The sequence below is a fragment of the Kutzneria sp. 744 genome, from assembly GCF_000568255.1.
GTDB lineage: Bacteria > Actinomycetota > Actinomycetes > Mycobacteriales > Pseudonocardiaceae > Kutzneria.
In genome coordinates, this window is sequence record NZ_KK037166.1 from 1522878 (window position 1) to 1548689 (window position 25812).

The following is a 25812-nucleotide window of genomic DNA, read 5'->3' on the forward strand; positions in this document are numbered from 1 at the left end:
GTAGCGCGAGGCCGCCGGGTACTCCACGCCGTAGCCGGAGTCACCGGAGCTCACCGTCACCGCGACACCGGGGTGGTTGTAGTACGTGTCGGCCGACGTCTCGGTCGAGAACTCCGCGCCGCCGTAGCTGTTCGACACGGCGATCGCCCCGAGCCGCACGGCCGTGTTGACCGAGGTGCCCAGGGCCGCGATGGAGGCGGAACTGGCCTCCACCAACAGGATGTGGCACTGAGGGCAGACCGCCGAGACCATGTCCAGATCCAGCGAGATCTCCTCGGCCCAGCCGGTGTTGCCGGCCGGCAGCGGGCTCGCCGCGCCGTTCTGGTTGACCTTCTTGAAGCAGCCGTTGGCCGTGGTGCAGGCCGGAATGCCGAACGTGGACCGGTAGGTCGCCAGGTCGGATTCCGCCTTGGGGTCGTCGTAGGCGTCCACGATCGCCACCGTCAGGCCGCCACCGCCGGACGAGGGCAGTTTGTACGCCGAGCGCAGGTTGGCCGGGGACAGTCCCGACGGCGCCAGCGGGGAGAACGAGCGGGCCGCGGAATCGGTGCGCAGCAATGCCTTGCACGCCGCGAAGCCCGGTGCGGGCCGCTCGGCGCAGGAACGGACGGTGGTGATCGTCGGAGCCGATTGTGTCTGGGCAACCGCCGCCGTGCCGCCTAATGCCATCGCGCTGGCCCACAGCGCGACGACAGCGAGGATTCTCAGGGGGATCTTGGTCACCGGTACCTCCACAGGGAGTGCGGGACAAAGCTCCCCGACGGTAGGCAGTCGGTCACCGTGGGCCAATAGCCAGAATGCGGGACCCTGGCTCCGAAACGGGCAAAACGCCGGGCGGGTGCGCCCGCCCGGCGTCGTCCGTCAGAAGGCCCCTGTGCCGTTCGGCGTACCGAGACCCGTGGGCCCGTCATAGCCGGTCTTGGCGGTGCACAGGTACGTGCCGCCGCAACTGCCGTTGGAGCCGCTCGTCACGTCGAACAGCGAACCGGTGTGCGAGTACGCCAGCGAGGCCGGCACGCCACTGACGTTGCCGGACAGGGCGTAGACCGAGGCCACGATCGGCGACGCGACACTCGTGCCGCCGAAGACCAGCCAGCCCGACTCGCCGTAGCTGTCGTAGACGGCGACGCCCGTGGCCGGGTCGGCCACCGCGGACACGTCCGCGACCGTGCGACGCGAGCAGCTGGTGTCCTTCTGCCACGTCGGCTTGGGCTCGTAGGCCGAGCAGCCCGAACCCGCGCCGCTCCACGCGGTCTCGGTCCAGCCGCGGGTGCCTCCGCCGGCCGTGAGATGCGTGCCGCCGACCGCCGTGACGTAGCGGGAGGCCGCCGGGTACTCCACGCCGTAGCCGGAGTCGCCGGAGCTGACCGTGATCGCCACACCCGGGTGGTTGTAGTAGGTGTCATAGCTGGTCTCGGCCGAGGACTCGCCGCCGCCGTAGCTGTTGGACACCGCGGTGGCGCCCAGCTTGACCGCCTCGTTCACGGCCGTGCCCAGGTTGGCGTAGGACGCCGAAGTGGCCTCCACCAACAGGATGTGGCACTGCGGGCAGACCGCCGAGACCATGTCCAGGTCGAGCGAGATCTCCTCGCTCCAGCCGGTGTCGCCGGTCGGGTAGCTGGTGCCGCCGGTCTGGTTGACCTTCTTGAAGCAGCCGTTGGCCGTGGTGCAGGCCGGCAGCCCGAAGTTCGACCGGTAGGTGCCCAGGTCCTTCTCGGCGTTCGGGTCGTCCTGGGCGTCGACGATCGCGACCGTCTTGCCCGCGCCGCCGGCCGACAGCTTGTAGGCCGACTGGAGGTTGGCCGGGGTCAGGCCCGACACGGCCGGCCCGAACGACCGGGCGCCGGCGTCGGTGCGACGCAGCGCCGTGCAGGCGGCGTAGCCGGGGGCCGGCGTGGCCGCGCAGGAGTGGACCGTGGTGACGGTCGTTTGCGCCGATGCGACGCCGGCGGTGGCCAGCGCCGTGGCCGCCATCGCGGCGGCGGCCAGCAGGGACAGGAGTTTCACAGGACCTCCACGCAGGGTGTGGGGGGTGAAGAGCGCCGGGTGGGCGCTACCTGAACGTAACTACGCGGTTCCGGACAGCCAACGCGGGAAAACCCTCGGTCCGATGACCCGACCCCTACGTTCGGACAAACGGGCCGGTGCCGGGCACCCCGAAGGCCGGTCCTACCATCGACTCGTGTCAACCCCCTCGCTGCTGTCCCGCGTCCCGTCCCCCAGCCGCGCCGTGCAGCGCGTCATCGCCGGGGCCGCGGTTGTCGGACAGGTCGGCCTCGCCGTCACCGGCGCCGTGGTGCGGGTCACCGAGTCCGGGCTGGGCTGCACCACGTGGCCGCAGTGCCAGCCGGGCAGCCTGGTGCCCGTCACCGACCCGGTCGGCGGCCAGGCGCACCAGTGGATCGAGTTCGGCAACCGGCTGCTCGGCGGCGGGCTCGGCGTCGTGTCGGCGCTGTGCGTGCTGATGGCGCTGTTCGCGAACCCGAGGCGGCGTCGGGTGATCGTGCTGGCGCTGATGATGCCGCTGGGAGTGGTGGCGCAGGCCGTGATCGGCGGCATCACCGTCCTCACCGGACTCCAGTGGTGGAGCGTCGCCCCGCACTTCCTGGCCTCGATGCCGCTGATCTGGTTGGCAGTGCTGTTGTTCCGCGCCGTCGGCGAGGGCGACGAGCCGGTCCGGCCGCTGCTCCCCCGCCCGCTGCTCGGCCTTCAGCTGGGGCAGGCCATCGCCGTCGGCGTGATCCTCATCGCCGGCACGCTGGTGACCGCCGCCGGCCCGCATGCCGGCGACATCCGCACCCCCCGCCTCGACATTCCCGTGTCCACCCTGGCCCAGATCCACGCCGACCTGGTGTTCCTGCTGATCGGCTCGCTGTTCGCGCTGGGCTTCGGCATGCGGATCAAGGACGCCACCGCCGTGCAGTGGCGCCGCTACTGGACGCTGGTCGGCGTGGTGCTGGCCCAGGCGCTGGTCGGCCTGGTGCAGTACTGGACCGGCGTGCCCGACATCCTGGTGCTGGTGCACGTGTTCGGCGTGACGCTGGTGCTGATCGCCGCCGCCTCGCTGTGGGTGGCCAGCCGCGACCGTGGCCCGGCTCCTGTCGCTGTGACCTCGAAGCCGGCCGCCGTGGAGGAGCCGGAGTTGGCCGCCCGCTAGCTCTTCTCGGCCTGGGTGAAGAACTTCAGCATGTCCTCCAGCGTCAATCCCTTGGCCGCCTCGGTTTCGGCGGCGACCTCGGCGCTGCGGGCGAACATCGTCACCTCGTAGTCGGCCAGCGCGGCCTCGACGTCGTCGGGGTGAGCGACCAGCGTGAGGCCGAGCTCGGCGCCGTCGAGCATGGCCAGGTTCGCGCCCTCGCCGTTCGGGGCCGTGACGTGGGCCGCGTCGCCGACCAGCGTCACCCCCGGCACGCGGTCCCAGCTGTGGCCGACCGGCAGCGTGAAGTGTGGGCGGAACACCGGTGGCGTGTCGCCCTCGGTGATCAGCGCGGTGAGTTCCGGGGCCCAGCCGTCGAATTCCGCCGCGATCCGGGCGGTGGTCGCCGCGGCGTCGGTGAAGTCGATGGCCTCGAACCATTCCATGGTCCGCGTGAGGACCACATACGTGTGCAGGGTGTCGCCGCTCTCCCGGTGGGCGTGGATCTCCGTGCCGTCCCGGGGCGCGATCAGCGAGCCGCCGCCGACGGCCTTGGCGGCGGCCGGATGCCGGGTGTCGGCGTTGTAGAGGTACGTCTCGACGAAGGCCGTGCCGGCGTACCGGGGCACGGCGTCGGACAGCAGGGGCCGGATCCGTGACCAGGTGCCGTCCGCGCCGACCAGCAGATCCGTGACGACGGTGCTGCCGTCGGCGAAGGTCACCTCGTGCTTGTCCCCGGCCCGGGCGGCGCTCTCGACCTTGCGCCCCCACTTCACGGCACCGGCCGGGAGGGAGTCGAGCAGCATCTGCCGCAGGTCGGCGCGCTGGATCTCGGGGCGGCCACCGGTGCCGTCGTCGCCCTGTTCGAGCAGGACCGTGCCGTCCGGGTCGAGAACCCGCATCGCCTGGCGGCCTTCGAGGATGCGGCTGCGGAACTCGGTCATCAGGCCGGCGGCCTCGACCGCGATCTGGCCGTTGTAGTCGTGGATGTCGAGCATGCCGCCCTGGGCGCGGGCGGTCGGCGAGGGCTCCGCCTCGTAGACCGTGGCCTCGATGCCGTGGACGTGCAGGACGCGGGCCAGGGTGAGGCCGCCGAGTCCGGCGCCGATGATCGTGATGTTCATGGGTGACTCCGTTTCCGGGCAGGCTGGATCGCGCGCCGTCCCCGGGACGGCGCGGCTGGTGGTGCTGGGGTCAGAAGTGCCGGTCCAGGTCGTCGAACATCGCCTCGACCACCGGCGTCAGCTCGTCGACCACGACGTCGTGCGGCGTCCCGGCGAGCACGCCCTGGCCGATGCGGTCGGTCATCAGCTGGAGGGCCTTCATGATCGCCGCCGCGTGCACCCTCGCGACCGCGGGATGCACATCGGGACACGTCTCGGTGATCGCCTCGGCCACGGTCTCGGCGTGGTTGTCGCGCATTTCGAGGACGTAGCGGCGGATCGTGGGGCTGCTGGCGCAGATTGCCGGCAGCTCACCGCGCGTCTGCTCCGGCGTGACCCGGCGATGTCGTTCCAGGTCCGCCTCGGCGATCTCGCGCAGGGCGCCGGCCGGGCTCATGCCTGCGGGCCGCTCGCGGACCATCCGGGGGTAGCGCTCGCTGAACTCCTCGGCCCGATCGAGCACGAGGTCCTGCTTGGCCGGGAAGTAGTTGTAGACCGTCTGGTCCGACACCTCCGCCGCCCGCGCGACGTCCACGACCGACACCTGGTCGTAGCCGTGCTCGCCGAACAACCGCGCCGCGGTGTCGACGATGTGTTGACGCGTCAGCGCCTTCTTGCGCTCCCTGAGCCCGGCCATGCCCTCAGCCTAGCCCAGAATTTTTGGTCGCGCCAAAGTTTTGTGTGCGCCAATGTTTCAGTTACGAGGCGGGGCCGGGCGGCGCATCCAGACGGCCGGCAGCTCGTCGGCCAGCCAGCCGTACATCTCGTCGATGTTGCGCAGCCGCTGCGCCCGCTGCGGATCGCCACTGAGCAGCCGCAGCCCCGCCGCCGTCAGCTCTCGTGTGCCGGCCAGGGCGCGCAGCCGACGGTCGATCATGTCGTTCCAGCCCTGCTCGTTCAACTTGTACTCCGCCGCCTGGCGGCCCCGGCGGGTGGTCTTGGTGACCACGCCCAGGTTGATCAGCAGGCGCACGTTCGTGCTGATCGAGCCGCTGCTGGCCTCCAGCTCCTCCGACAGCTCGGCGGCGGTGCGCTCCACCGGGTCGCAGACCAGCAGGTAGGCCAGGATGCGCCCGCCGATCAGCGGAATTCCCTCCGGCACGAAGTGCGCCGCCATGCGCTCGATCCACACCGACAGCTGGCTCTGCGTCGCCACGCCACCCACCCCTGATCCGGTCCGACACCTCGACCAGTGCCGATCAGGCCCGCTGGCGGCCCGTGAGCCTCACCGATCAACTTCAATCGACACTGAAGCCCCAGTGTATGAGGTGAAAGCTAACCGCGGTCGGCGACACGCTCACGGGGTTTCATGGTCGGGGCCGCGTCGGCGTCCCGGGTGGTGATCGCGACGGCGGCGGCGAGCAGGGCGAGGGCGGCGGCGGTGAAGAACGCGGCGCGATAGGCGATCAGACCGTCCCCGCCCGAACCGAAGGCGGCGACGACGGTGCTCAAGCCGGCCACACCGCCGGCGGCGCCGAGCTGCCGGCCCACGTTGTACAACGCCGAGGCCTGGCCCAGCTCCTCGCCCCGGATGGTGGCGAACGCGGCGGTCTGCGTCGGCAGGAAGACAAAACCCACGCTCACGCCGGCCAGGAACATCAGCACGATGATCTGCCAACGCGGCGTGTCGACGCCGATCAGCCCCATGCAGCCGACGACCACCGCCAGCCCGAGCAGGCCCGGAAGCTGGAGCCGGCGCGGGCCGACCCGGGGGTAGATCCGGGCCACGAACTGCATGCACAGCACCACGCCCAGCGCCTCGGGAAAGGTCGTCAGGCCCGATTCCAACGGGTCGAAGCCGCGGACCGTCTGCAGGAACAGGGGCATCAGGTAGAGCAGGCCGAGGAACGCCGCCGAGTTCAGGACCGTCACGCCGCCGTGCGTGCGAAACGGGCGGTTGTGCAGCAGTCGGAGGTTCAGCAGCGGCGCCTCGGCCCGCAGCTCCACGCGCACCATCGTGACCAGCAGGCCCACGCCCAACAGGCCGCTGACGATCACGTCCGGCTCGGTCCACCCGCGGTCCGGGCCCTCGCTCAGCGCGTACATCGCCGCCGCGAACCCGAAGCCCGACAACAGGAAGCCGCGAACGTCGAAGCGCCGCGGGGCGGTGTCGGCCGTGCGGACCAGGAACAGCACCCCGAACAGGAACGCCAGCACGCCGATCGGGATGTTCACCAGGAACACGTACCGCCAGGACAGCCGGACCGTGAGCAGGCCGCCCAGCACCGGGCCCGAGGCCGGGGCGATGATCGTGACCAGGTTCATCAGCCGGGTCGCCCGTGGCCGCTCGATCGGCGGGAACGTGCGCAGCACCATGGTCATGCCCACCGGCACCAGCAGGCCGCCGCCGGCGCCCTGCACCACCCGGAACAGCACCAGCTCCGGCAGGCTCTGGGCCAGGCCGCACAGGCCCGAGGCCGCCACGAACAGCGCCAGCGCCGTGAGGAACACCCTCTTCACGCCGTACCGCTCGGCCAGCCAGCCCGAGGCCGGCATGAACACCGCCAGGCTCAGCAGATAGCCGATGACCACCGCGTGGCCCTGCTCCGGCTGCACGTCGAAGCGCCGGGCGATCGCCGGCAGCGCCACGTTCACCACCGTGCCGTCCAAGATCGACATGAACACCGCCGCGATGTAGACCACGGGCACGACGATCTTCTGGCTCAGCTGCGGCACCGATCCCCCTCCTACCATCCCTCGTCTGGCACCTTACGCACAGCGAGCGCGCTCGCGGACCAGCCGAAGGGGTGGGTGGATGAACGGGCAGGCGCGGGCCCGGTCAAGGCGAACTTCGACGGCCAGGGCCCGACGACCCATCCGGGCGCCCGTCCCGGGCGGTGATCACTCGGCAGTTGCCGGACGGTAGCGGACGCGGGCCGCCGCCGTGGGGTCGTCGTGGTCGAGGCGGTGCAGACGGATCGGCGCGCCCCCGGGCTTGTGATAGAGCCGGACCCCGTCACCGAGCAGCACCGGCACCACGTGGATGTCGATCTCGTCGATCAGGCCCAGCCCCAGGAGCTGGGCCCCGATGTCGGGCGAGAACACCATGATGTCCTTGCCGCCGGCCGCGTCCAGGGCGATGCGCACCGCCTCGGCCGGATCGCAGTCGAGGAAGGTGACGTCGCCGGCGGGCGTGGCGTCCTCGGGGTGGTGGGTGAGCACGAAGATCGGCCCCTTCCACGCCCCGCCCCACGGGCGGTGCTTGCCCACGGTCGCATCCCAGCCGGCCCGGCCGCCGAGGACCGCGCCCGTGCCCGCGATGTAGCCGTCGATCACGCCCGGCCCGACGCTGAACCCGGTCATCCAGTGCATCTCGTGGTTCGGACCGGCCACGAAGCCGTCCAGGGACATCGCGAAGGTCCACAGCACCTTGGCGGTCAATCGGTCATCGGTCGCCTCCTCTGCTCGTCCGGCTCAGCCTCCCTCCGGGCCACTCATTCGTCCAATGACAACCTTCGTGCCAATCCATCGATAACCTTGATGAATGCTGGATATCGTGCGGCTTCGCGTGCTGGCGGCGATCGCCGCGCACGGCTCGGTCACCAAGGCGGCCCGGCAGCTGAACTACTCGCAGCCCGCGGTCAGCCACCACCTGGCCCGGCTGGAGGCCGAGACCGGCACGCGGCTGGTGCAGCGGGTCGGCCGGGGCATCCGGCTCACGCCGGAGGGCGAGCACCTGGCCCGCCGCGCCGCCGAGATCGTCGGCCGGGTCGACACCGCCGCCGCGGAACTGTCGGCGATGGTCGGCCTGCGCACGGGCCGGGTCCGGGTCGCCGGCTTCCAGTCCGCGCTGGCCACCCTGGTCACCCCGGCCGCGGCCACTCTGCGCCGCGAACACCCCGGCATCGAGCTGCACCTCGTCGACGCCCATCCCCAGGTGGCACTCGATCTGCTGCGGGCCGGGCAGGTCGACGCCGCGCTCGTGTTCCGGTACGACGACACGACACCGGACGACATCCGCGCGGTCCACCTGTTCGACGACCCCATGTGCCTGCTCAGCCTCGCCCCCGGCCAGACGCTGGCCGACCACCGGGACTCGGACTGGATCGCCGGCTGCGAGAACTGCCGCCGCGAGTTCGTGGACGCCTGCGCGGCGGCCGGCTTCACCCCGCGCATCGCCTACACCAGCGACGACGTGATCGTCGAACAGGCGCTCGTCGCGGCCGGCATGGGCGTGACCACCATGCCCGGGCTGGCCCTGCTGTCCCATCGGGCGCCCGGCATCGAGGCCACCCCGCTGCCCGAGTTCCGACGCCGCGTTTACCTTGCCACGTACGGCAATCCGCCGGACTCTCCGGCCACCACGGCGTTCGCCGCCGCCATCCGGGAGGCGGTGGGCGAAGCCGGCCTCAGCGGGTGACCCGGCGGCGGATCTCGTGCGCCGCCCGGTCGGCGACGGGGTTGCCGGCGGGGCGGGTGACCAGATCGCTGAGGGCGAACATGTCCAGGACCTGACCGAGATACAGCCAGTCCTGGTCGGCCGGCAGGTGCTCGGCGAAGGCGGCGCGGAAGCCGTCGACGAAGTCCTCGGGGTAGTCGGCGGCGAAGCGGAGCATGTTGGCGGCGTCGCCATAGGGGCAGCCGGCGAAGCTGAACTCCCAGTCCAGCAAGGCATCCACCCGCCAGCGCCCGTCGACCCGGCTGACCAGGATGTTCTTGGGGTTCAGGTCGGCGTGGACGAGGCGGGCCTGGTCGTCGATCGCGGCCAGGGCCGGGGCGTGGAGCGCGCAGAGCTCGGCCCAGGCCTTGCGGGCGGAGACATCCAGGCGGGCAGTCTTGGCCATGCAGGCCTCGGCGAACTCGGGAAGCTGTTGCGACCACGGGCTTTGCGGCGCGACGGCCAGACCCGCATCGGCGAAGAACCCCGGGCGGTCGAAGGTCACCGCGCTCACCGCCGCCGCCACCCGCCCGACCTCGGCCCCGAGCTCGAAGCCGCCGTCGAGCACCTCGCTCAGCGGCGTTCCGGCCACGTACTCCAGCACCATGGCCGTCCCCGGGATGACCTTCAGCACCTCGGGCACCGGGACGTGGCCACGGGCGGCGGCCATCACCGCCGCCTCGATCTCGTGATCGGCGCCGCCGACCCGGACGACCACGGGCCCGCTGGTCAACGTGAGCAACGATGTCTGATGGGAGAACCCGCCGGCCAACACCCGTGATCCGACGATCTCGGCACCCAGCGCCGCTGCGATGTCCTCCATAGCCCCAGTGTGTCGTGCCCGCTCCCCCGCATCGGAACGGGCACGACATATGTCCCGCACGGAGATCATCCACAGGGATGACAGCGTTCGTTTTCCGCCAAGGACAACGACCTTCAGCCCAGTTTGACCGCGACGATGTAGATGATCGGGTACCAGGTGCTGCTGAGCGAGTAGTGCCCGCCGGGCTGCACGACGCGGGAGTTCTCGTCGACGGTGCAGGTGCTGTTCAGGTAGATCGTCAGCTTGGTGTTGGTGTGGTTGTCGACCGCCCGCGGACCCGGGTACGGGGTCGAGGTGTTGATGCACGTGCCGTTCGGCGGGTTCTTCAGGTCGGCGTGGGTGCCGCCGGTGAAAACCACCGTGCCGGTCGCCGCGTTCGCGGTCGCGCCCATGGCCAGCAGCAGGGGAAACACCAGAAGCAGAGCGAGTTTGCGCATGCCGGCCGACGCTAGCCGGGGCGGCTATCGCTGCGTTATCACGGTTTCTGTGCCGTCATCGACGGGGCGCGGGGCGGCACCGGCCTTCGCCGGCGCCGCCCCGGTCGTCACTTCAGGTGCCGGGCGAGGAACCGATTCGCCGCTTCTCCCTCGAACTCCGGAATCCCCGTGTGGCCGCCCATATTGGCGTGCAGCGTCTTCTCCTCGGATCCGAACGCGTCGAACAGATCCAGGGCCTGCTGCCGGTCGTTTCCTTCGTCGTCCCACTGCAACATGACGTGCAGCGGAATGGTGACCCGCCGGGCCTCTTCGAGGATGTCGCGGGGCACATAGCTCCCCGCGAACAGCAGCGCCGCCTTGATCCGCGGCTCCACCAGCGCCAGCCGGACGCCGATGCCGATCACCCCGCCCGCCAGTCCCACCGGGCCGCCGATCTCCGGCAGCTCAAGCAGGGCGTCCATGGTGGCCTGCCATTCCGGCACCGCCTTGTCCACCAACGGAACGATCAGCCGGTCGACGACGTCGTCGCCCACCGGCTCGCCCGCCTCCAGCGCCCGGCGCAGGTCCGCCCGGGCCCCGTCCACCACGTCGAGCCGGGGCCGTTCCCCGCCGCCCGGCAGCTCGATGGCCGCCGCCGCGTAGCCCTCCGCCACCGCGCCCCTGGCCCGGGCGGCCAGCCTCGGGTACATCCGGCCCAGTCCGCCCGGGTGCCCCAGCAACAGCAGCGGCGCCGGCCCCTCGCCCGCCGCCGTCCACAGGATGCCGGGGATCTCCCCCAGCGTGAATTCGCGCTCGAGCACGCCGTCGTCAAGCCGTTGCTCGGAAGTGAATCGCATGGTCGTGCCTTTCCGGAGTGCCTCGAACGGCGCTCCCGGACGACGACCTATCGCCCGACCGTGACCCCGAAGGGGAGCACCCATGTCGTTACGTTCACGGGTACCACCTCCTCGGTCTCTCGCACGGCCGGCGACAAGCTAACAGCGCCCGCCGACCTCCGACAACCGGTTTCCGGGGCGGTCGTCGTGAAGATCGACGGCCGACGCTGGAGGAAGTCGGTCGGGGTGTAGACGGCGAGCGTCTACCCGATCTTCTACGTCCGTTCCGCTCGCGGGCGAACGGTGAGCCCCAGAACGACCAGCATGACCACGAAACTCACCGCCCCGGCGGCGTGGAATCCCGTGGTGAAGGCGTCGCGGACCTGGGCCAGCAGGGCGGGATCGTGCTGGTCGGTGGCCTGTTTGAGACCGTAGACCCAGGAGCCGTCGGCGTGGCCGGCGGTCGAGGCGAGCTGGTGCCGGTAGGCCACGGTGCCGATGGTGCCCAGCACGACCAGGCCGAGGGCGATGCCGAGCTCGTTGGCGGTCTGGGTGAACGAGGCGGCGGAGCCGGCCCGCTCCGGGGGCGCGTGGCCGATGACGTCGTTCATCAGGAACGGGAACGCCGCGCCGATGCCGCCGGTGGTGAGGACGGTGCCGCCGACCAGCACGACCAGGCCGGCGGGACCGGCCGGGACCAGGGCGAACAACGCGAAGCCGGTGGCCATCAGGGCCATGCACACCGCGGTGATCCGGGCCGGCGGCAGCCGGCGGCCGAGCCAGGGCCCGAGGTTGGACGCGACGATCATGCTGGCCATCTGCGGCAGCAGCCACAGCGCGGCGGCCAGCGGCGACAGGCCACGCACCGACTGGAGGTAGAACGTCACGAACAGGGACGTCCCGCCCATCACCAGGGCGGTCAGCAGCAGCACCCACATCGTCCTGGCCACGCCGGGCCGGCGCAGCAGCCCGAGGTCGACCAGCGGATGCTCCAACCGGTGCTGGCGACGCACGAACACGACCCCGAGCGCGACGCCCACGGCCGCCGCGACGACGGCCGGCCCGGTGAAACCGGTGTTGACCAGTGCTTTGAGCGCGTAGACGACCAGCAGGATCGACGCCAGGCACAGCGCGGCGCTACGAAGGTCGAGCCGGCCGGGATCGGGCGCGCGGAACTCCGGCAGCACCCGGGGCGCGGCCACGACGGTCAGCACCATCACCGGCACACCCATCAGGAACACCGAGCCCCAGCCCCAGTGCTCGACCAGCACACCGCCGACCAGCGGGGCGACCGCCATCCCGGTCAGGAAGCACGTCATGTACGCGCCCATCGCCGACAACGAGTCCTTCGGATCGGGGTAGATCCGCCCCAGCAACGCCATCGAGGCCGGCATGATCGCGGCGCCGGCGACGCCCATCACGGCCCGGGTCGCGATGATCATCCACGGCGCGACGGCGATCGCCGCGACCGCCGAGGCCAGCGCGAACACCGCCGCGCAGACGACGATCAGCCGGCGGCGGCCGATCCGGTCGCCGACCGTGCCCATCGTGACCATCGTGCCGCCGACCATGAAGCCGTAGATGTCGTTCATCCACAGCAATTCGGTCGGCGTCGGATTCAGGTCGGCCGCCATCCGGGGCAGCGCGACGGCCATCACGCTGATGTCGATCGCGATCAGCAGAGACGGCAGCGCGAGCAGCGCCAGCGCCACCCGCGGGCTGCGGGTGCGCGGCGAGGACGTGGTGGTCACGACGTCCTCCGGCTGAAGATCACGTGCGAGACCCCGGCCGGCGAGGCGACCGTCTCCACGTCGAAACGCCCCTCGACCCCTTCCAGCCCGTCCCACAGCCCGACGCCGCGGCCGAGCACGATCGGCACGATCACCACGTGCAGCAGGTCGACCAGGTCGGCGGCCAGGAAGTCCCGCACCACGGTCGGTCCGCCGCCGATGCGGACGTCAAGGCCGCCGGCGGCCTCCTTGGCCTCCGCGAGCACCTCCTGCGGCGTGCCGGCGCGGAAGTGGAACACCGTGCCGCCGTCCATCTCCAGCGACGGCCGCGGGTAGTGCGTCATCACGTAGACCGGGGTGTGGAACGGCGGCTCCTCGCCCCACCAGCCGCGCCACGACTCGTCCTCCCACGGCCCCCGGTGCGGCGAGAACTTGTTGCGGCCCATGATCTCCGCGCCGACCCCTCGGAAGCCGGTCTCGATCAGGGCGTTGTCCCCACCCCGGCTGCCGCCCGGGCCGCGTCCCATCATGTCGCGGGCCATCGCCGTGTCGAAGAACCACTCGTGCAGCCGCTGCCCGGCGTGCCCGAACGGCGCCTCCATCGTCTGGCCCTCGCCGGTGGCGAACCCGTCCAGCGACACGCACATGTTGTGCGCCCTGACCAGCTGCTTCTCGGCCGGTGACGTCGTCATGGCTACCCCTTCCCCTCTGCGGTTTCACTGACACGTCGGATGCGCCCGGCGATTCTCGACATCGCGCGGGGACCGATTCGCAGGTTTTTCTCTAGCCCTTGCCGGCTGCGTTGCTTTGTTCTATAACTACTACAACAGCTCACCAAGGAGGGAGGTCCCGTGATCATCAGCCTCGATCTGTCCAGCGACGTGCCGATCTACCAGCAGCTGCGGGATCGGATCGTGGAGGGCATCGCGACGGGCACGCTGCCGGACGGGGAGTCACTGCCGTCGACACGGCAGCTGGCGGCGGACTTCGGGATCAACTTCCACACCGTGAACAAGGCGTACGACCTGTTACGGCAGCAGGGATTCGTGCGGCTCAACCGCAAGACCGGCGCCGTGATCGGCGCCACCGCCTCGGACGAGGCGTTCGTGGCCGACTGGACCGGGCGGGCGCGCACGCTGCTCGCCGAGGCCGTGGCCAAGGGGGTGCCCGCGGACGAGGTGCTGGCGACCTGCCGGGCCGTGCTCGCGGAATTCGACCAAGAACAAGGGGATGAGTCATCGTGACCACGACCGGTGTTGCGGTGCATCTGGTGTTGACGGCTCTGCTGCTCTACATGGCCTGGCTCACGCCGTCGCTGTCGGCCCGAACGGTCCGCTTCGGCGTCCGCGTGCCCGACGACCGCATCGACGATCCGGTGGTGCGGCGGGAGATCCAGCGCTTCCGCACCACGCTGCTGCTCTCGGGCGTGGTCATCGCGGCGGCCGGCGTCGGCCTGATCCTCACGGCGGGCGTCGCGCTGGTGCCGGCGCCGCTGCTGGCGCAGGTCATCGTCTGGTACCTGCTGTACTTCCGGGCCAACCGGGTGATCACGGCGGCCAAGGACCAACAGCAGTGGTTCGCGGGCGTGCGGCAGGGGCTCGTCGCGGACACGACGCTGCGCAGCGACCCGCCGAAGTTCCCGTGGCTGTGGCTGCTGCTGCCGGTGCTGGTCGTCGCGGTCAGCGCGGTGCTCGGCATCATCCGCTACCCGGACCTGCCCGATCCGATGCCGGTGCACTTCGACGCCGCCGGCAACGCCAACCGGTACGCGGCGAAGTCGATCGGCAGCGTCTTCTCGATCGTCTTCATCCAGGCCGGACTGACGGTGGTGCTGTGCGGGATCGGGGCGCTGGTGTTCCGCGGCCCCGCCGACGTCGACCCGTCCCGGCCGGCCGCCTCCGTGCGGGCGCACCGGGAGTTCATCGCCCGGCTGGGCAAGGGCTTCATCGTCTTCGCCACGCTGATCAACCTCGGCCTGCTCGCCAGCGACTGGTCGATGTGGAGTGGTTCGGGACAGATGGGCGTGTTGCTGCCGCTGACGCTCGGGCCCATCGTCGTCGGCGTGGCCCTGCTGGTGATCATCATCGTGCAGCGCAACCGCGACCGTGAACCCGACGAGCACACCGGACTGACCCATCGCGACGACGACAGCAACTGGATCGGCGGCATCATCTACCGCAATTCCGACGATCCGTCCTGGTTCGTGCAGCGGCGCTTCGGTTTCGGCTGGACGGTCAACGTCGGCAACCGGGTCGCGCTCGTCACCTGCCTCGGCCTCACGGTCGTGGTCATCGCGTTCGGCCTGCTCCTGCCGCTGATCGTCCGCTGAGGGGGAATCACCATGCACAGCCTCGTAGTCGCGGCCCTCGTCGCCGCCACCATCACACCCGCCAACGGCGTCGCCGCCGTGGACCGGGAGATCACCTTCCAGTCCGACGGCGTCACCGCGTACGGCACGCTCCACGTGCCCGCGCATCGCCGCGGCGACCGGCTCGCCGCCGCCCTGCTGCTGCCCGGCAGCGGCCCCACCGACCGCGACGGCAACCAGGCGAGCATCCACCCGAACACCCTCGCGCTGCTCGCCGACGCCTTGGGGCAGGACGGCATCATCACGTTCCGGTTCGACAAGTACGGCAGCGGGCCCAGCCACACCCCGCCGCCCGCCGGCGCCGACTACACCGTCTTCATCCGCCAGGCCGACGCCGCGTACGCCACCCTGCTCCGGCAGCCCGAGACCAACCCGTTCGCCATGCTCGTCGTCGGCCACAGCGAGGGCGGCATGAACGCCATGCTCGTCGACACCTCCGTGTGGCCGCGCCCGGCCGGGCTGGCGCTGCTGGCCCCGCAGGACGCCCGCATCCTCGACATGATCGCCATGCAGGTCGGCGCCCAGCTCGACGCCGCCCTGCCGCCCGATCAGGCAGGCGTCCAAAAAGGCCTGATCGCCGGCTGGATCTCCGCCTACCGGGCCGGCACTCCGGTCAGCACCGCCGGCATGCTGCCGTCCATCGCCGCCCTGTTCCAGGTTCTCCAGGCCCAGGGCGACTTCCTCCGCGCCGACGACGCCATCTATCCCCCCGACGTCGCCCGCCATGTCCCCGCCGGCACCCGCGTCCTCGTCACCTGCGGCACCGCCGACGCCAACGTCCCGTGCGACACCACTCCCCCGCTCCTGCGGTCCCTACGCGGGGAGCACCTGGCCACGCTGGACGACCTCGACCACTTCTTCCACCCGGCCGGCAGCCCCGTCGACAACCAGCCCCTGGCCCCGGCGCTGCTCACCGCGCTGCACCAGTGGGCCCGCCCCTGGGCACACTGACCCCAATGCAGGGAAGTACCCGATAATTAGCTTATAGGAATGATTCCGGGCCCCGCATAACGTCAGACCTTGGGGGCGGCCATGCGGCGGCGGTGACGGGGGCCGATCTTGGCGGCGGCGGTGGTTTCGCGGTCCCATTCGGCGGCGTGGAGGTCGGTGGCGGCGACGAGGGCGTCGCCGGTGGCGACGTCGGGGACGATGATGTCGCCGAGGGCGCCGTCGTGGCCGACGAGGACGACGCGGGCGCCGGCGCGGCCGAGGCGTTCGACGACGGCGCGGGTGGGGCGGCCGTGGGCGGCGACGAAGGCCTTGGCGGAAGACACCGCGCGGCCGGGAATCGTGGTCTGCTCCGACATCCGACCACCATATGGCCAGGCCGGGCGACTAGATTGGGCGCAGTGACGCTCGTTACCTCATTCCTCGACTGGTACCTGCCGGCGAACCCGATGCTGGCGGCGAACCTGGGCCTCACCGAGCACGAGAGCACGCTCGGCGACTACACGGAGGCCGGCTTCCTGGCCCGGCAGCGGGACCACGCGCAGTGGCTGGCCCGGTTCACGGAGGCGGCCCCGCCGACGGAGTTCAGCGACCTGATCGACCACGAGCTGGTGCTCACGCATCTGCGCCGCGAGCGGGCGATGGCCGACTGGCCGTCCTGGCGGCGTGATCCGGCGGTGTACGTGGGCACGCCGTTGCAGGCGCTGTTCTCGACGTTCCAGCATCGCCTGCGGCCCGAGCCGGAGCTGGTGGCCTCGGCGCTGAGCCGGGTGGCCGAGCTGCCGGGCGTGTACGCGGCGTGCCGGGCGAACCTGGACGTGGAGCAGGCGTCGCCGCAGATCGTCCGGCGGGCCCTCCGGCAGCTGGGCACCACCCGGGGTTTCCTCACCGAGGTGCTGCCGTCGGCGGTCGAGGACGAGGCCGACCGGGCCCGGCTCGCCGAGGCCGGCGCTCGCGCGGCGGACGCCGCCGACGAGCTGGCGGGGTACCTGTCGGACTTCGCCGAGCGGGCGATCGGCGACTGGCGGATGGGCGAGAAGCTGTACTCGACGCTGCTGACCGAGTGCGAGCTGCTCGACTACGGCGCGGGCGAGCTGCTGACCCGGGGCGTGGCGGCCTGGCAGGCGCTGGACGCCGAGGCCACGGAGCTGGCCGGCGGCGACTGGCGGGCCAAGGTGCGCACGTTCCAGGACGACCACGCGGCGTCCATGGACGAGCTGCTGGCGGACGTGACCGCGGAGACGGAACGGGCCCGGCAGTTCCTCAAGGACCACGACCTGGTCACCTTTGCCGAAGGCGAGGAGTGCAAGGTCGTGCCGTCGCCGTCGTTCCTGCGACCGCTGTTCGTGGTGCCGTTCTACGGCGCACCGCCGGCGATGACCACGTCCCGCACCGGCTTCCACTTCGTGCCGTTCACGCCGGACGACGCCACGCCCGAGCAGGTGGAGCAGCGGCTGCGCACCAACTCCCGGGCCTCGCTGCCGACGCTGGCCGTGCACGAGGCGTATCCCGGACACCATTGGCACTTCTCTTGGCACGCCGGCAATCCGCGGCCGGCGCGCAAGGTGTTCCGCACCCCGTACTTCGCCGAGGGCTGGGGCCTGTACTCGGAGCGCATGATGCGCGAGCGGGGGTACTTCGCCGACCCGGCGCACGAACTGGCCCACCTGGACTTCCGGCTGTTCCGGGCGGCGCGGATCATCGTGGACACCGAGCTGCACTGCGGCGACATGACCGTGGAGCAGGCCGAGGAGTTCATGACGACCAGGTACACGCTGACCGCGGGCACGGCCAAGGGCGAGGTCGACCGGTACTGCGCGTGGCCGACGCAGGCGCCGTCCTACCTGACCGGTGCGATGGAGATCGAGGCCATCCGGGACGAGTTCCTGGCCCGGGGACTGGGCAGCCTCAAGTCGTTCCACGACCGCATCGCCGGCTCGGGCGCGCTGCCGCTGGGCCTGGCGCGTCGGGTGGTGCTGGAACAACCCGGGGAGCAGGCTGGTTGGCGCTGACGAAGGGTGTCTTTCGAGGAGGAGTGAGTCCATGCGGGCGGTAGTGGTCGAAAGCTTCGGCGGTCCCGAGGTCCTCAAGGCGGCCGAGGTGGCCGATCCGACGCCGGGCGCGGGAGAGCTGCTGGTCAAGGTGGCCGCCGCGGGCGTGAACTACATCGACACCTACCAGCGGACCGGCGCTTACCCGATGCCGACGCCGTTCGTGCCGGGTCTGGAGGGCGCCGGCGAGGTGGTCGCCGTCGGCGACGGCGCCAGCCGGTTCAAGGTCGGCGACCGGGTCGCCTGGGGCGCGACGATCGGCAGCTACGCCGAACTGACCCGGGTGCACGAGGACGGTGCGGTGGCCGTGCCGGACGGCGTGGAGTCGGACGTCGCCGCCGGCGCGATGCTGCAGGGAATGACCGCGCACTACCTGACCCGGTCGACCTATCCCGTGCAGTCCGGCGACACGGTTCTCGTGCACGCGGCGGCCGGCGGCATGGGGCTGCTGCTCACGCAGTCCATCAAGGCGCTGGGCGGCCGCGTCATCGGCACGGTGTCCACGGCCGAGAAGGAGAAGCTGGCCCGCGAGGCCGGCGCCGACGAGATCATCCGCTACACCGAGACGGAGATCGCGCCGGAGGTCCGCCGCCTCACCGACGGCCAGGGCGTGGCCGTGGTCTACGACGGCGTCGGCAAGGACACCTTCGACGCCAGCCTGGAGAGCCTGCGTGTCCGCGGCACGCTCGCCCTGTTCGGCGCGGCCAGCGGCCCCGTGCCGCCGTTCGACCTCCAGCGCCTCAACGCCGCCGGCTCGCTGTTCGTCACCCGGCCCACGCTCGCCCACCACGTCCTGACCCGCGAGGAGCTCGACTGGCGGTCCGGCGAGGTGTTCGCGGCCATCCAGTCCGGCCGCCTCACCATCCGCATCGGCGGCCGCTACCCGCTGGCCGAGGCGGCCCGGTCGCACGACGACCTCCAGGGCCGCCGCACCACCGGCAAGCTGCTGCTGATCCCCTGAGGCCACCATGCAGGGAAGGACGCCTTACCCGCGTTCAACGAGGGTAAGGCGTCCTTCCCTGCATGATCAGCGCTGGAAGTGGATCTCGCCGTGGGCGGTGGAGCCGGGGCAGCGCTGGTCGAAGGAGCCGTCGAAGGCCGTGAGGGCGCCGGTGGTCGGGTCGGTCTCGATCCGATCGACGGTGAAGCCGCCCTCCTCCCCGTAGCAGCCGAGGCGGTTGGAGATGAGCTGCACGGCGGCCAGTTCCGGGTGGGCGACTAGAATCCGCTTGATCATCGATTTCCTTCTCTGGAATCGTGACCAGATCCTGTCGCCGCGAGTGATCACGGCGCTGGCGGGGAAGCTCACAGCAAGGCGACCACTGGCTGTGCGTCTATCAGCCCATCCTGTCACCCGATGGGATGAAATGCCCTGGTCACTGCCGCTGGTCACGACGATGAGCCGACTGCACAGCCATATGCACGTGCACGATTAGCTGGTACGGTTCACCACATGCACGAGCCCCTGCACGTGCATGTGCACTGGAATCGCTAGTGACCGGGAGGGGTCATGGCAGACCAGATCGACATCCACAACGGCATGTCCGCGACCGACCTGGCCGACGTCGCCTGGCGCAAGAGCCGTCGCAGCGGCGCGGTCGGCAACTGCGTCGAGGTCGCACGGCTGGCCAACGGCGACATCGCGGTCCGCAACTCCCGGTTCCCGAACGGACCGGCGCTGGTCTACACGCAGGCCGAGATCACGGCCTTCGTCGGCGGCGTCAAGGACGGCGAGTTCGACGACCTGGCCTGAGCCGGAACCACGGCCCAGGGCAGTACGACCCAGGAACTGTTCAACACAGCAGCAGTTCGCCCAGGAACAATCGGCACCGGGTCAGCACGGCGGGGGTGGCCTCCTGCTCGAATCAGGAGGCCACCGCCGACCCGCCCAGCAAGCGGGACGTCAGACCGTAATCGAGACTAGCTCACGGATACGGCGAACACATGCGCCGCGCCGCCGGTCGTGCCGGCCGGAAGCGTGACGCTGCGAACCTGCTTGCCCGCCGCCAGCGTGATCGGCGCGGTGGCGAACAGGTAGGACGTGTACGGCCGGTGCAGCCGGAACCCGTAGCGCGCGAACGCCGAGTTGATGTACGGCGAGCTCGCCACCACGGTGTTGCCGAACTGTGGCTGCTCCTTGCCCCCTTGTAGCAGCCACTCGGACAGCCCGAGATCGGCCGCCTGTGTGCTGCCGTCGGCGTAGGTGATCGTGACCTTCCCGGTGGCGTCGCCGCCCGTCGCCGCGCCCAGGAACGCCAGCCTGGTCGCGGTGGCGGGCGCGTTCAGTTGCACCGTCTGTCCATTCGCGACGATGTTGTCCGGTGCGGCGCTGCCGGCCGAGGCCGGCCAGGTGAAGCCGTCGACCTGACCACCGGGCGTGATTCCATTGGCCGCCAACTGCTGCGCGGAGTAGGAGAAGCCGCCGGGGTACAGGCTGGTCTCGCCGAAGCGCCCCATCCACACGGTGTTGTCGTCGCTGACGCCGATGTTGTTCGCCGCCGCGGCAAGGGTTCCCGGCGCGGCCGCGTCGACGGTCAGCTGCGCGGGTAGCTGCTGCGCGCCGGATCCGCTGAACACAATCGGAACCTTCGTGTAGGTCTCCTTGGCCGCGGTCACGGTGACGTCCTGTGTGGACTTTCCGTTCGGGCCGACCGTGAGCTTGCCGCTGGACGGCGTCACGGTGATGCCGGCCGGCGGATTCGCCTTCCACGTCACGGTTCCCGAGCCGGTGATGCCCTCGGCTCGTACGGTCGCGGTCGCCGACCCGCCCGGGGCCAACTTCACGGTGCCGGAAACCGCGCCGCGCACCGGGACCTCGCCGTCCTGGAACGAGGGCGGCGCATCCTTGGCGTCGGTGCCCGACGTCGGGCTGGGCGTGTTGCCGAGGGTGTAGTCCAGCCGGCCGCCGTTGACCGCGAACGACTCCGGCACCCACGGCTTGGTGCTGCGCTTCCCGTTGAGCCGCAAGGACTGCACGTACTTGGTGGTCGAGGACGCCCCGGGCGCGCTGATCTCGATGCGCTGCCCGCCCTCGCGGGTGATGCTGATCTTCGGGAACAGCGGGCTGGCCAGCACGAGCTCGGCCCGCCCGGGCGCCTCCGGGTACATGCCCAGCGCCGCCCACACGTACCAGGACGAGGTGGCGCCGAGATCGTCGTTGCCGGGCAGGCCGTCGGCCGTCGGCTTGAACAGCTGCTCGGCGCTGCGCCGCACCACGTCGGCGGTCTTGGCCGGCGCGCCGGCGTAGGAGTACTCCCACGGCACCTCGAACGACGGCTCGTTGGCCATCCACGCGTACGGCTGGTCGGGCGAACCGTTCAGGACGGCGAAGAAGGTGTCCAGCCGCTTGATCGTCGCCGCCGGCCCGCCCATGGCGGTGACCAGGCCGGACACGTTGTACGGCACCATCCAGGTGTACTGGGCGGCGTTGCCCTCCTGGTACTGGAACTCCTGGTAGGCGGCGGGGTCGAACGGCGTGGCGAACTGCCCGGTGCGGTCCCGGGTCTGGAGATAGCCGGTGTCGGGGTTGTAGACGTTCTCCCAGTACTGGGCGCGGGCCATGAACTGCCGCTGCACGTCGCCCTGCCCGAGCCGGCCGGCCAGCTGCGCGATGCCGAAGTCGGCGGTGGTCTCCTCCAGCATGTCGGAGACGTTGTCGGCGTGGTAGCCCAGGGTCTCGTAGTCCCACAGGCCGGGCCGCTCCAGCGCCCGCTCCCCCGGCTGCTGGATCCGGGTGGCCCCCTTGACCATGGACGCCAGCGCGCCGTGCACGTCGAAGTCCTTGGCCCCGAAGGCAACCGCGCTGGCGATCATCGAGTGGTACGGGTCGCCACCCATCACTCCCATGAAGTCGTTGTTCTGCGACCAGCGGTCCCAGATGCCGCCGGCCTGCGTCGCCTGGTTGTACATGGACTGCGCGATGTCGGAGGTCTCGTGCGGGGCCAGCAGGGCCAGCAGCTGGATCTCGTCGCGGTAGACGTCCCAGCCGGAGAAGTTGGCGTACTGGGCGTGGCCGCGGGGCTGTTGGTGGATCTTGTTGTCGAAGCCGGTGTAGCGGCCGTCGACGTCGGAGAAGACGTTGGGCTGCAACAGGGTGTGGTACAGCGCGGTATAGAACGTGGTGAGCTGGTCCTTGGACCCGCCGCCGATCCGGACCTGACCGAGCCGGTCGTTCCAGGCCTGACGCGCCTGCTTCACCAGCTGGTCGAAGCCCTTGGTTCCTTGCTCAGAACGCACGTTGTTCACGGCGCCGTTCGGATCCACATAGGACAGACCGACGCGGGCCTGCACTGTGGTGCCGGGCGCGAACGTCACGAACGCGCCGGATCCGCCGTCGGCGGTGACGACCTGCTTGTCCCAGGTGGTGTTGCTGAGGTTGCCGCCGTGGGCCTGCGTGCCGCCCGGGGTCACGGTCCCGTTCTGCCAGGTGCCGACACTGGCGAAGGGCTGGTCGAAGGTGGCGGTGAAGTACGCCTTGTACTTGTTGGGACCGGCGCAGAAGTGGCCGCTGGCGACCCAGCCGGAGATGGTGTGCTTGGCCGCGTCCACGGTCACGGCGGCGTCGTCGCTGCCCATCGCGGAGTCGGCGGTGTCCACCAGCAGCGTGGCGGGGCCGTTGGCGGGGAAGGAGAATCGGCCCAGGCCCGAGTGCTGCGTGGTGGTCAGCTCGGTGGTGATGCCGGCGTCGGTGGTCACCTTGTAATAGCCTGGCGACGCGGATTCGTTGCTGTGCTGGAAGGTCGAGTAGTAGTGGGCCTGGTCGGCCGCCGGGGACACGGTGACCGGCCCCGCGTAGGGGATGAACGGCAGGTCGCCGGCCGCGCCGCCGCAGCCGGCCCCGTTGAAGTGGGTGAGGCTGAAGCCCCGGAGCCGGTTCTCCTCCCACGCGTAGCCGCTGTCGCGGTCGCGCACGAAGTACCGGCCGGCGCCGTCGGGCGCCTTGGGTTCGAGCGGGTTGTCCGGGCTCCACTGCACCATGCCGAACGGGACGTCCGCGCCCGGGAACGTGTCGCCGGCGTAGCTGTTGGTCTCCGGCGTCTGGCCGGCGGCCGCGCCGACGAACGGGTTGACGAGGGCGGCCAGGTCCGAACCGTGCTCGGCGTCCGCGTCGGCCGGCACGGCGGCGAGCGCGGAGGCCGCTAAGGCCAGTGGGAGGACCAGCCCCAGGGTTAACCGCATGAACAGCGCTCCCTTCGGGTGACAACGTTGTCACCCCACTCTCTGGGTGACCGGTTGGAGACAATCAGTAGCTAAAGTCCGCGTCAAGGCCCGTCCGGTCGCATACCCGCCGGGAACGACCCGAACGGCCGTGGGCAATACACCGCATGCACAACGAGACAGCGCTGGTCGACCTGATCGCGCGAGAGGTCCGGCCGATGACGGCCGAGGCCTTCGACACCGGCCGCCGAAGGCTGATGGGTAGCCTGCGGTCGGAACGCCGCCGGCGGATCGCGCTCCGGGTCGCCATCGGCGTGTGGGCGATCGCGCTGGTGTGGCTTCCGGTGGACCTGATCTGGCTGCGCGGCGCCACGATGCTCGATCTGGAGGTCTATCGCAACGGCGGCCTGGCCTGGCTACGGGGAATCCCGCTCTACGTGGGCTTTCCCGGTCCGCTGCTGAGCGGGCCGAACCTGCCGTTCACCTATCCCCCGCTGGCCGCCGTGCTGTTCAGTGTCTTCGCCGCCATACCGCTCTGGCTGTCCCGAACCCTCGTCACGGTGGTCAGCTTTCTCGCGCTGTCGACCGTGACAGTCGTGGTCGCCGGCCGACTGGATAAGCGTCTGAAGTGGACACTCGGACCGGCGGCCGCGGTTGCTGCGCTGTACTTCGAGCCGGTGGGATCGACCTTCGGCTACGGCCAGGTCAACCTCGTGCTGATGGCGTTGGTCGTGGCGGATTGCCTTGCCGTGCGGCGGTTCCGGGGTGTCCTCGTCGGACTGGCCGCCGCGATCAAGCTGACACCGCTCGTGTTCATCGTGTACTTCCTCGTCACACGCGACCGGCGTTCCGCCGCCACCGCGGTGGCGTCCTTCGTGGGATTCGCGGTCATCGGCCTGCTGCTGGCACCCCGGGACACCGTGGAGTTCTGGTTCCACGCCATGGTCAATCCGGAGCGGATCACCACACTTTCCATCATGACCAACGAATCGCTGCGAGCCGAGCTGTATCGGCTGCCGGCCTTGGCCTCCGTGCAGACACTGCTGTGGGTGGTGCTGGCGGTTCTCGTGTTGGCCCTGGCCTGGCGGTCCGCACACCGAGCCCGCAACGACGTCGTCGCCCTGGTAGCGATCGCCGCAGCTGGGCTGCTCGTGTCGCCGATCTCCTGGTCACATCACTGGGTCTGGGTGGTACCGGCGCTGATGGCGTTCGGCTGGACGATCTGGCGGGACCGCGCCTGGCGGGGTCTGCCGCTGCTGCTCGTGGCCTGCGCCGTGTTCTGCATCGGTCCGCCCTACGGCTGGCTGCCGTCGAGCGCCGACCAGGAGCTGAAGTGGACCGTGTGGCAGCACATTCCCGGGGCCGCCTACGTCTGGCTGGGCCTCGGCCTGCTCGCGGCGCTGGCCTTCGGTCGTGACCGGATCGGGAACGCTCGGCCCGGTCGCGGGCAATAAACCACATGCAGAACGAGACAGCGCTGGTCGACCTGATCGCGCAGGAGGTGCCGCCGATGACCACCAAGGCCTTCGAGGCCGGCCGTCGGCGGTTGTTGAGATCCTTGGCTGACAACGGGTTCCACCGACCGCTGGACGCGGTCGGGCGCTGGCTCACCGCCCATGCCCGTGCCGTGTCCGCGGTGCTGGTCGGGGCGGCCGCGCTGATGTTCGTGCTGTGGCTCAGCGGCGGCCTGATCGACATGCAGGTCTACCGGGCCGGCGCGCAGGCGTTGATCGAGGGCCGTCCGCTGTATTCGCAGGGCGTGCTCGGCCCGATGTTCTTCACCTATCCCCCGTTCGCGGCCGTCTTCTTCCTGCCACTGGCCGTCATCCCGTATCCGGTCCTGTGTGGACTGTGGATCGCCGGCAATCTGGTGCTGCTGTGGCAGATCGTGCGCCGTTGCACCGCGACCGTCGGCCTGCCCATGCCGCTGGCACTGGTGTTGTTCGGCCTGGCCGTCTGGCTCGAACCAGTGCGCACCAGCCTGGCCCTGGGCCAGATCAACATCATCCTGCTCGGGCTGGTCGTGTTCGACCTGTGCCGCCGTCGGCCGTCGAGGTGGGCCGGCATCGGTGTCGGCCTGGCCGCCGCGATCAAGCTCACGCCGCTGATCTTCGTGCTGTACCTGCTGTTCGCCCGCCGCTGGCGCGAGGCCGGCGCCGCCGTCGCCACCTTCGCCGTCACGGTGATCCTCGGGATTCTGTTCGTGCCCGAGGCCATGCACTACTGGATCGGCGGCGTGTTCGGCGACTCCACGCGGGTTGGCCCGGTGCTGTCGTGGTCCGACCAGTCCATCCACGGCATGCTCGCCCGAGTGCTGGGCGAGAGGGAATCCGGGCCCCCGTGGCTGCTCCTCGGCGGCGCGGTCGGCTTGGCCGGCACCGCCGTGGCAGGAGTGCTCGACCGGCGCGGCGACCGTGTTCTTGCCCTCGGCATCGTCGGCATGACCGCCGCCGCGGTGTCCCCGTTCTCCTGGGAGCACCACTGGGTCTGGTTCCTGCCGGTGATCATCGCGCTGGCGGCGCGGCTGCCCTGGCACGTGCCGGCGCTGGTGTTCCTGGCCGGGGCGGCGGTTCCCACCGACCTGCCGCCGATCGACTTCGGGCACGGCATGCCCACGGGCATCATCTCGATCGACTTCGAGGGACCGCTGGCCTTCGTGGTCCGCAACAGCTACCCGTTGACGATCATGGCCGTCATCACCGCGCTGGGCATAAACCTGCTGCGGCGTCGACGGGTTCGGGCGTGACCGGCCCCGGGAACGGCTCGGGCGCCGGCGGCTCGGTACGGTCGATCGGGAGCGAGAAGA

At 70.6% G+C, this 25812-nt stretch carries 24 protein-coding genes and 1 pseudogene; 10 read left to right on the forward strand and 15 right to left on the reverse strand.

What is annotated here, in order from left to right:
* Together KUTG_RS60860 and KUTG_RS06680 are read right to left on the reverse strand one after the other, a co-directional pair.
* Window positions 1-723: pseudogene (locus KUTG_RS60860) on the reverse strand (hypothetical protein); the annotation flags it as partial.
* A 138-nt stretch (window positions 724-861) separates the two neighbouring features.
* Window positions 862-2007 carry a S53 family peptidase gene (locus KUTG_RS06680; protein WP_232240689.1) on the reverse strand — a complete coding sequence of 382 codons (1146 nt, stop codon included), beginning with the start codon at window positions 2005-2007 and terminating at the stop codon, window positions 862-864.
* Window positions 2008-2182: 175 nt separating this feature from the next.
* Here KUTG_RS06680 and KUTG_RS06685 point away from each other — a divergent pair, with 175 nt between their 5' ends.
* Complete coding sequence (locus KUTG_RS06685) at window positions 2183-3157, forward strand: COX15/CtaA family protein (RefSeq protein WP_043715675.1); 975 nt, start codon at window positions 2183-2185, stop codon at window positions 3155-3157.
* Here the strand turns inward: KUTG_RS06685 and KUTG_RS06690 are convergent.
* From KUTG_RS06690 to KUTG_RS06710, 5 genes are all read right to left on the reverse strand, one after another.
* Complete coding sequence (locus KUTG_RS06690) at window positions 3154-4260, reverse strand: FAD-dependent oxidoreductase (RefSeq protein ID WP_043715676.1); 1107 nt, start codon at window positions 4258-4260, stop codon at window positions 3154-3156. The genes KUTG_RS06685 and KUTG_RS06690 overlap by 4 nt on opposite strands.
* Before the next feature lie 70 nt (window positions 4261-4330).
* Window positions 4331-4936, reverse strand: coding sequence for a TetR/AcrR family transcriptional regulator (locus KUTG_RS06695; RefSeq protein ID WP_043715678.1), 606 nt, complete (start codon window positions 4934-4936; stop codon window positions 4331-4333).
* Between the two features lie 57 nt (window positions 4937-4993).
* A complete protein-coding gene (locus KUTG_RS06700) occupies window positions 4994-5455 on the reverse strand; it encodes a GbsR/MarR family transcriptional regulator (protein WP_043728520.1) in 462 nt (153 codons plus the stop codon).
* Window positions 5456-5574: 119 nt separating this feature from the next.
* Window positions 5575-6975 (reverse strand): MDR family MFS transporter, encoded by a 1401-nt coding sequence (locus KUTG_RS06705; RefSeq protein ID WP_198047049.1) that lies wholly within the window; start codon window positions 6973-6975, stop codon window positions 5575-5577.
* A gap of 165 nt (window positions 6976-7140) precedes the next feature.
* Window positions 7141-7680, reverse strand: coding sequence for a dihydrofolate reductase family protein (locus KUTG_RS06710; protein ID WP_043715685.1), 540 nt, complete (start codon window positions 7678-7680; stop codon window positions 7141-7143).
* Between the two features lie 103 nt (window positions 7681-7783).
* Between KUTG_RS06710 and KUTG_RS06715 the strand changes: the two genes are divergently transcribed.
* Window positions 7784-8659: a LysR family transcriptional regulator gene (locus KUTG_RS06715; RefSeq protein WP_043715686.1), complete on the forward strand. Its 876-nt coding sequence runs from the start codon at window positions 7784-7786 to the stop codon at window positions 8657-8659.
* Here the strand turns inward: KUTG_RS06715 and KUTG_RS06720 are convergent.
* The 5 genes from KUTG_RS06720 to KUTG_RS06740 all read right to left on the reverse strand — a co-directional run bounded on the left by KUTG_RS06720 (window position 8649) and on the right by KUTG_RS06740 (window position 13174).
* Window positions 8649-9500, reverse strand: a complete 852-nt coding sequence (locus KUTG_RS06720; RefSeq protein ID WP_043715687.1) for a phosphotransferase family protein — start codon at window positions 9498-9500, stop codon at window positions 8649-8651. The genes KUTG_RS06715 and KUTG_RS06720 overlap by 11 nt on opposite strands.
* A 113-nt stretch (window positions 9501-9613) precedes the next feature.
* Window positions 9614-9937 (reverse strand): hypothetical protein, encoded by a 324-nt coding sequence (locus tag KUTG_RS06725; protein WP_043715690.1) that lies wholly within the window; start codon window positions 9935-9937, stop codon window positions 9614-9616.
* A 107-nt stretch (window positions 9938-10044) separates the two neighbouring features.
* On the reverse strand, window positions 10045-10773 hold the full coding sequence (locus KUTG_RS06730; protein WP_043715692.1) for a dienelactone hydrolase family protein: 729 nt from the start codon (window positions 10771-10773) through the stop codon (window positions 10045-10047).
* Between the two features lie 254 nt (window positions 10774-11027).
* Entirely contained in the window at window positions 11028-12503 is a 1476-nt protein-coding gene (locus KUTG_RS06735; RefSeq protein ID WP_052394135.1) for an MFS transporter, read from the reverse strand.
* Window positions 12500-13174 carry a dihydrofolate reductase family protein gene (locus tag KUTG_RS06740; RefSeq protein ID WP_043715694.1) on the reverse strand — a complete coding sequence of 225 codons (675 nt, stop codon included), beginning with the start codon at window positions 13172-13174 and terminating at the stop codon, window positions 12500-12502. The genes KUTG_RS06735 and KUTG_RS06740 overlap by 4 nt, the downstream gene beginning before the upstream one ends.
* Window positions 13175-13333: 159 nt before the next feature.
* Between KUTG_RS06740 and KUTG_RS06745 the strand changes: the two genes are divergently transcribed.
* From KUTG_RS06745 to KUTG_RS06755, 3 genes are read left to right on the forward strand one after another with little or no spacing between them, the layout of a single operon-like run.
* Window positions 13334-13726, forward strand: coding sequence for a GntR family transcriptional regulator (locus KUTG_RS06745; protein ID WP_043715696.1), 393 nt, complete (start codon window positions 13334-13336; stop codon window positions 13724-13726).
* Entirely contained in the window at window positions 13723-14811 is a 1089-nt protein-coding gene (locus KUTG_RS06750) for a DUF1648 domain-containing protein (protein WP_043715697.1), read from the forward strand. The genes KUTG_RS06745 and KUTG_RS06750 overlap by 4 nt, the downstream gene beginning before the upstream one ends.
* Before the next feature lie 12 nt (window positions 14812-14823).
* A complete protein-coding gene (locus tag KUTG_RS06755) occupies window positions 14824-15801 on the forward strand; it encodes an alpha/beta hydrolase (protein WP_043715698.1) in 978 nt (325 codons plus the stop codon).
* A gap of 62 nt (window positions 15802-15863) precedes the next feature.
* Here KUTG_RS06755 and KUTG_RS06760 read toward each other — a convergent pair whose 3' ends face one another.
* Window positions 15864-16157, reverse strand: coding sequence for a hypothetical protein (locus KUTG_RS06760; RefSeq protein ID WP_043715700.1), 294 nt, complete (start codon window positions 16155-16157; stop codon window positions 15864-15866).
* A 42-nt stretch (window positions 16158-16199) separates the two neighbouring features.
* Between KUTG_RS06760 and KUTG_RS06765 the strand changes: the two genes are divergently transcribed.
* Window positions 16200-17810: a DUF885 domain-containing protein gene (locus KUTG_RS06765; RefSeq protein WP_232240690.1), complete on the forward strand. Its 1611-nt coding sequence runs from the start codon at window positions 16200-16202 to the stop codon at window positions 17808-17810.
* 31 nt (window positions 17811-17841) lie between these two features.
* Window positions 17842-18810 (forward strand): quinone oxidoreductase family protein, encoded by a 969-nt coding sequence (locus KUTG_RS06770; RefSeq protein WP_043715702.1) that lies wholly within the window; start codon window positions 17842-17844, stop codon window positions 18808-18810.
* 66 nt (window positions 18811-18876) lie between these two features.
* Here KUTG_RS06770 and KUTG_RS06775 read toward each other — a convergent pair whose 3' ends face one another.
* The gene (locus tag KUTG_RS06775) at window positions 18877-19086 is read right to left on the reverse strand and encodes a hypothetical protein (protein ID WP_043715703.1); all 210 of its coding nucleotides are present in this window, start codon (window positions 19084-19086) and stop codon (window positions 18877-18879) included.
* 273 nt (window positions 19087-19359) lie between these two features.
* On the opposite strand from KUTG_RS06775, the gene KUTG_RS06780 reads away from it, so the two are divergent.
* The gene (locus KUTG_RS06780) at window positions 19360-19602 is read left to right on the forward strand and encodes a DUF397 domain-containing protein (protein WP_063753491.1); all 243 of its coding nucleotides are present in this window, start codon (window positions 19360-19362) and stop codon (window positions 19600-19602) included.
* 167 nt (window positions 19603-19769) lie between these two features.
* On the opposite strand, the gene KUTG_RS06785 is transcribed toward KUTG_RS06780, so the two are convergent.
* On the reverse strand, window positions 19770-23027 hold the full coding sequence (locus KUTG_RS06785) for a GH92 family glycosyl hydrolase (protein WP_043715704.1): 3258 nt from the start codon (window positions 23025-23027) through the stop codon (window positions 19770-19772).
* A gap of 146 nt (window positions 23028-23173) precedes the next feature.
* Between KUTG_RS06785 and KUTG_RS06790 the strand changes: the two genes are divergently transcribed.
* Entirely contained in the window at window positions 23174-24460 is a 1287-nt protein-coding gene (locus tag KUTG_RS06790; protein ID WP_052394136.1) for a glycosyltransferase 87 family protein, read from the forward strand.
* Between the two features lie 5 nt (window positions 24461-24465).
* Window positions 24466-25752, forward strand: a complete 1287-nt coding sequence (locus tag KUTG_RS06795; protein ID WP_052394137.1) for a glycosyltransferase 87 family protein — start codon at window positions 24466-24468, stop codon at window positions 25750-25752.
* Window positions 25753-25812 lie beyond the last annotated feature (60 nt).

What these genes read in the sequence shown, in the direction of transcription:
- KUTG_RS06740 (WP_043715694.1), bottom strand. Translation starts at nt 13,174, where the DNA reads ATGACGACGTCACCGGCCGAGAAGCAGCTGGTCAGGGCGCACAACATG.
- KUTG_RS06785 (WP_043715704.1), bottom strand. Translation starts at nt 23,027, where the DNA reads ATGCGGTTAACCCTGGGGCTGGTCCTCCCACTGGCCTTAGCGGCCTCC.
- KUTG_RS06760 (WP_043715700.1), bottom strand. Translation starts at nt 16,157, where the DNA reads ATGTCGGAGCAGACCACGATTCCCGGCCGCGCGGTGTCTTCCGCCAAG.
- KUTG_RS06695 (WP_043715678.1), bottom strand. Translation starts at nt 4,936, where the DNA reads ATGGCCGGGCTCAGGGAGCGCAAGAAGGCGCTGACGCGTCAACACATC.
- KUTG_RS06780 (WP_063753491.1), top strand. Translation starts at nt 19,360, where the DNA reads ATGGCAGACCAGATCGACATCCACAACGGCATGTCCGCGACCGACCTG.
- KUTG_RS06755 (WP_043715698.1), top strand. Translation starts at nt 14,824, where the DNA reads ATGCACAGCCTCGTAGTCGCGGCCCTCGTCGCCGCCACCATCACACCC.
- KUTG_RS06770 (WP_043715702.1), top strand. Translation starts at nt 17,842, where the DNA reads ATGCGGGCGGTAGTGGTCGAAAGCTTCGGCGGTCCCGAGGTCCTCAAG.
- KUTG_RS06730 (WP_043715692.1), bottom strand. Translation starts at nt 10,773, where the DNA reads ATGCGATTCACTTCCGAGCAACGGCTTGACGACGGCGTGCTCGAGCGC.
- KUTG_RS06775 (WP_043715703.1), bottom strand. Translation starts at nt 19,086, where the DNA reads ATGATCAAGCGGATTCTAGTCGCCCACCCGGAACTGGCCGCCGTGCAG.
- KUTG_RS06690 (WP_043715676.1), bottom strand. Translation starts at nt 4,260, where the DNA reads ATGAACATCACGATCATCGGCGCCGGACTCGGCGGCCTCACCCTGGCC.
- KUTG_RS06715 (WP_043715686.1), top strand. Translation starts at nt 7,784, where the DNA reads ATGCTGGATATCGTGCGGCTTCGCGTGCTGGCGGCGATCGCCGCGCAC.
- KUTG_RS06795 (WP_052394137.1), top strand. Translation starts at nt 24,466, where the DNA reads ATGCAGAACGAGACAGCGCTGGTCGACCTGATCGCGCAGGAGGTGCCG.
- KUTG_RS06725 (WP_043715690.1), bottom strand. Translation starts at nt 9,937, where the DNA reads ATGCGCAAACTCGCTCTGCTTCTGGTGTTTCCCCTGCTGCTGGCCATG.
- KUTG_RS06720 (WP_043715687.1), bottom strand. Translation starts at nt 9,500, where the DNA reads ATGGAGGACATCGCAGCGGCGCTGGGTGCCGAGATCGTCGGATCACGG.
- KUTG_RS06790 (WP_052394136.1), top strand. Translation starts at nt 23,174, where the DNA reads ATGCACAACGAGACAGCGCTGGTCGACCTGATCGCGCGAGAGGTCCGG.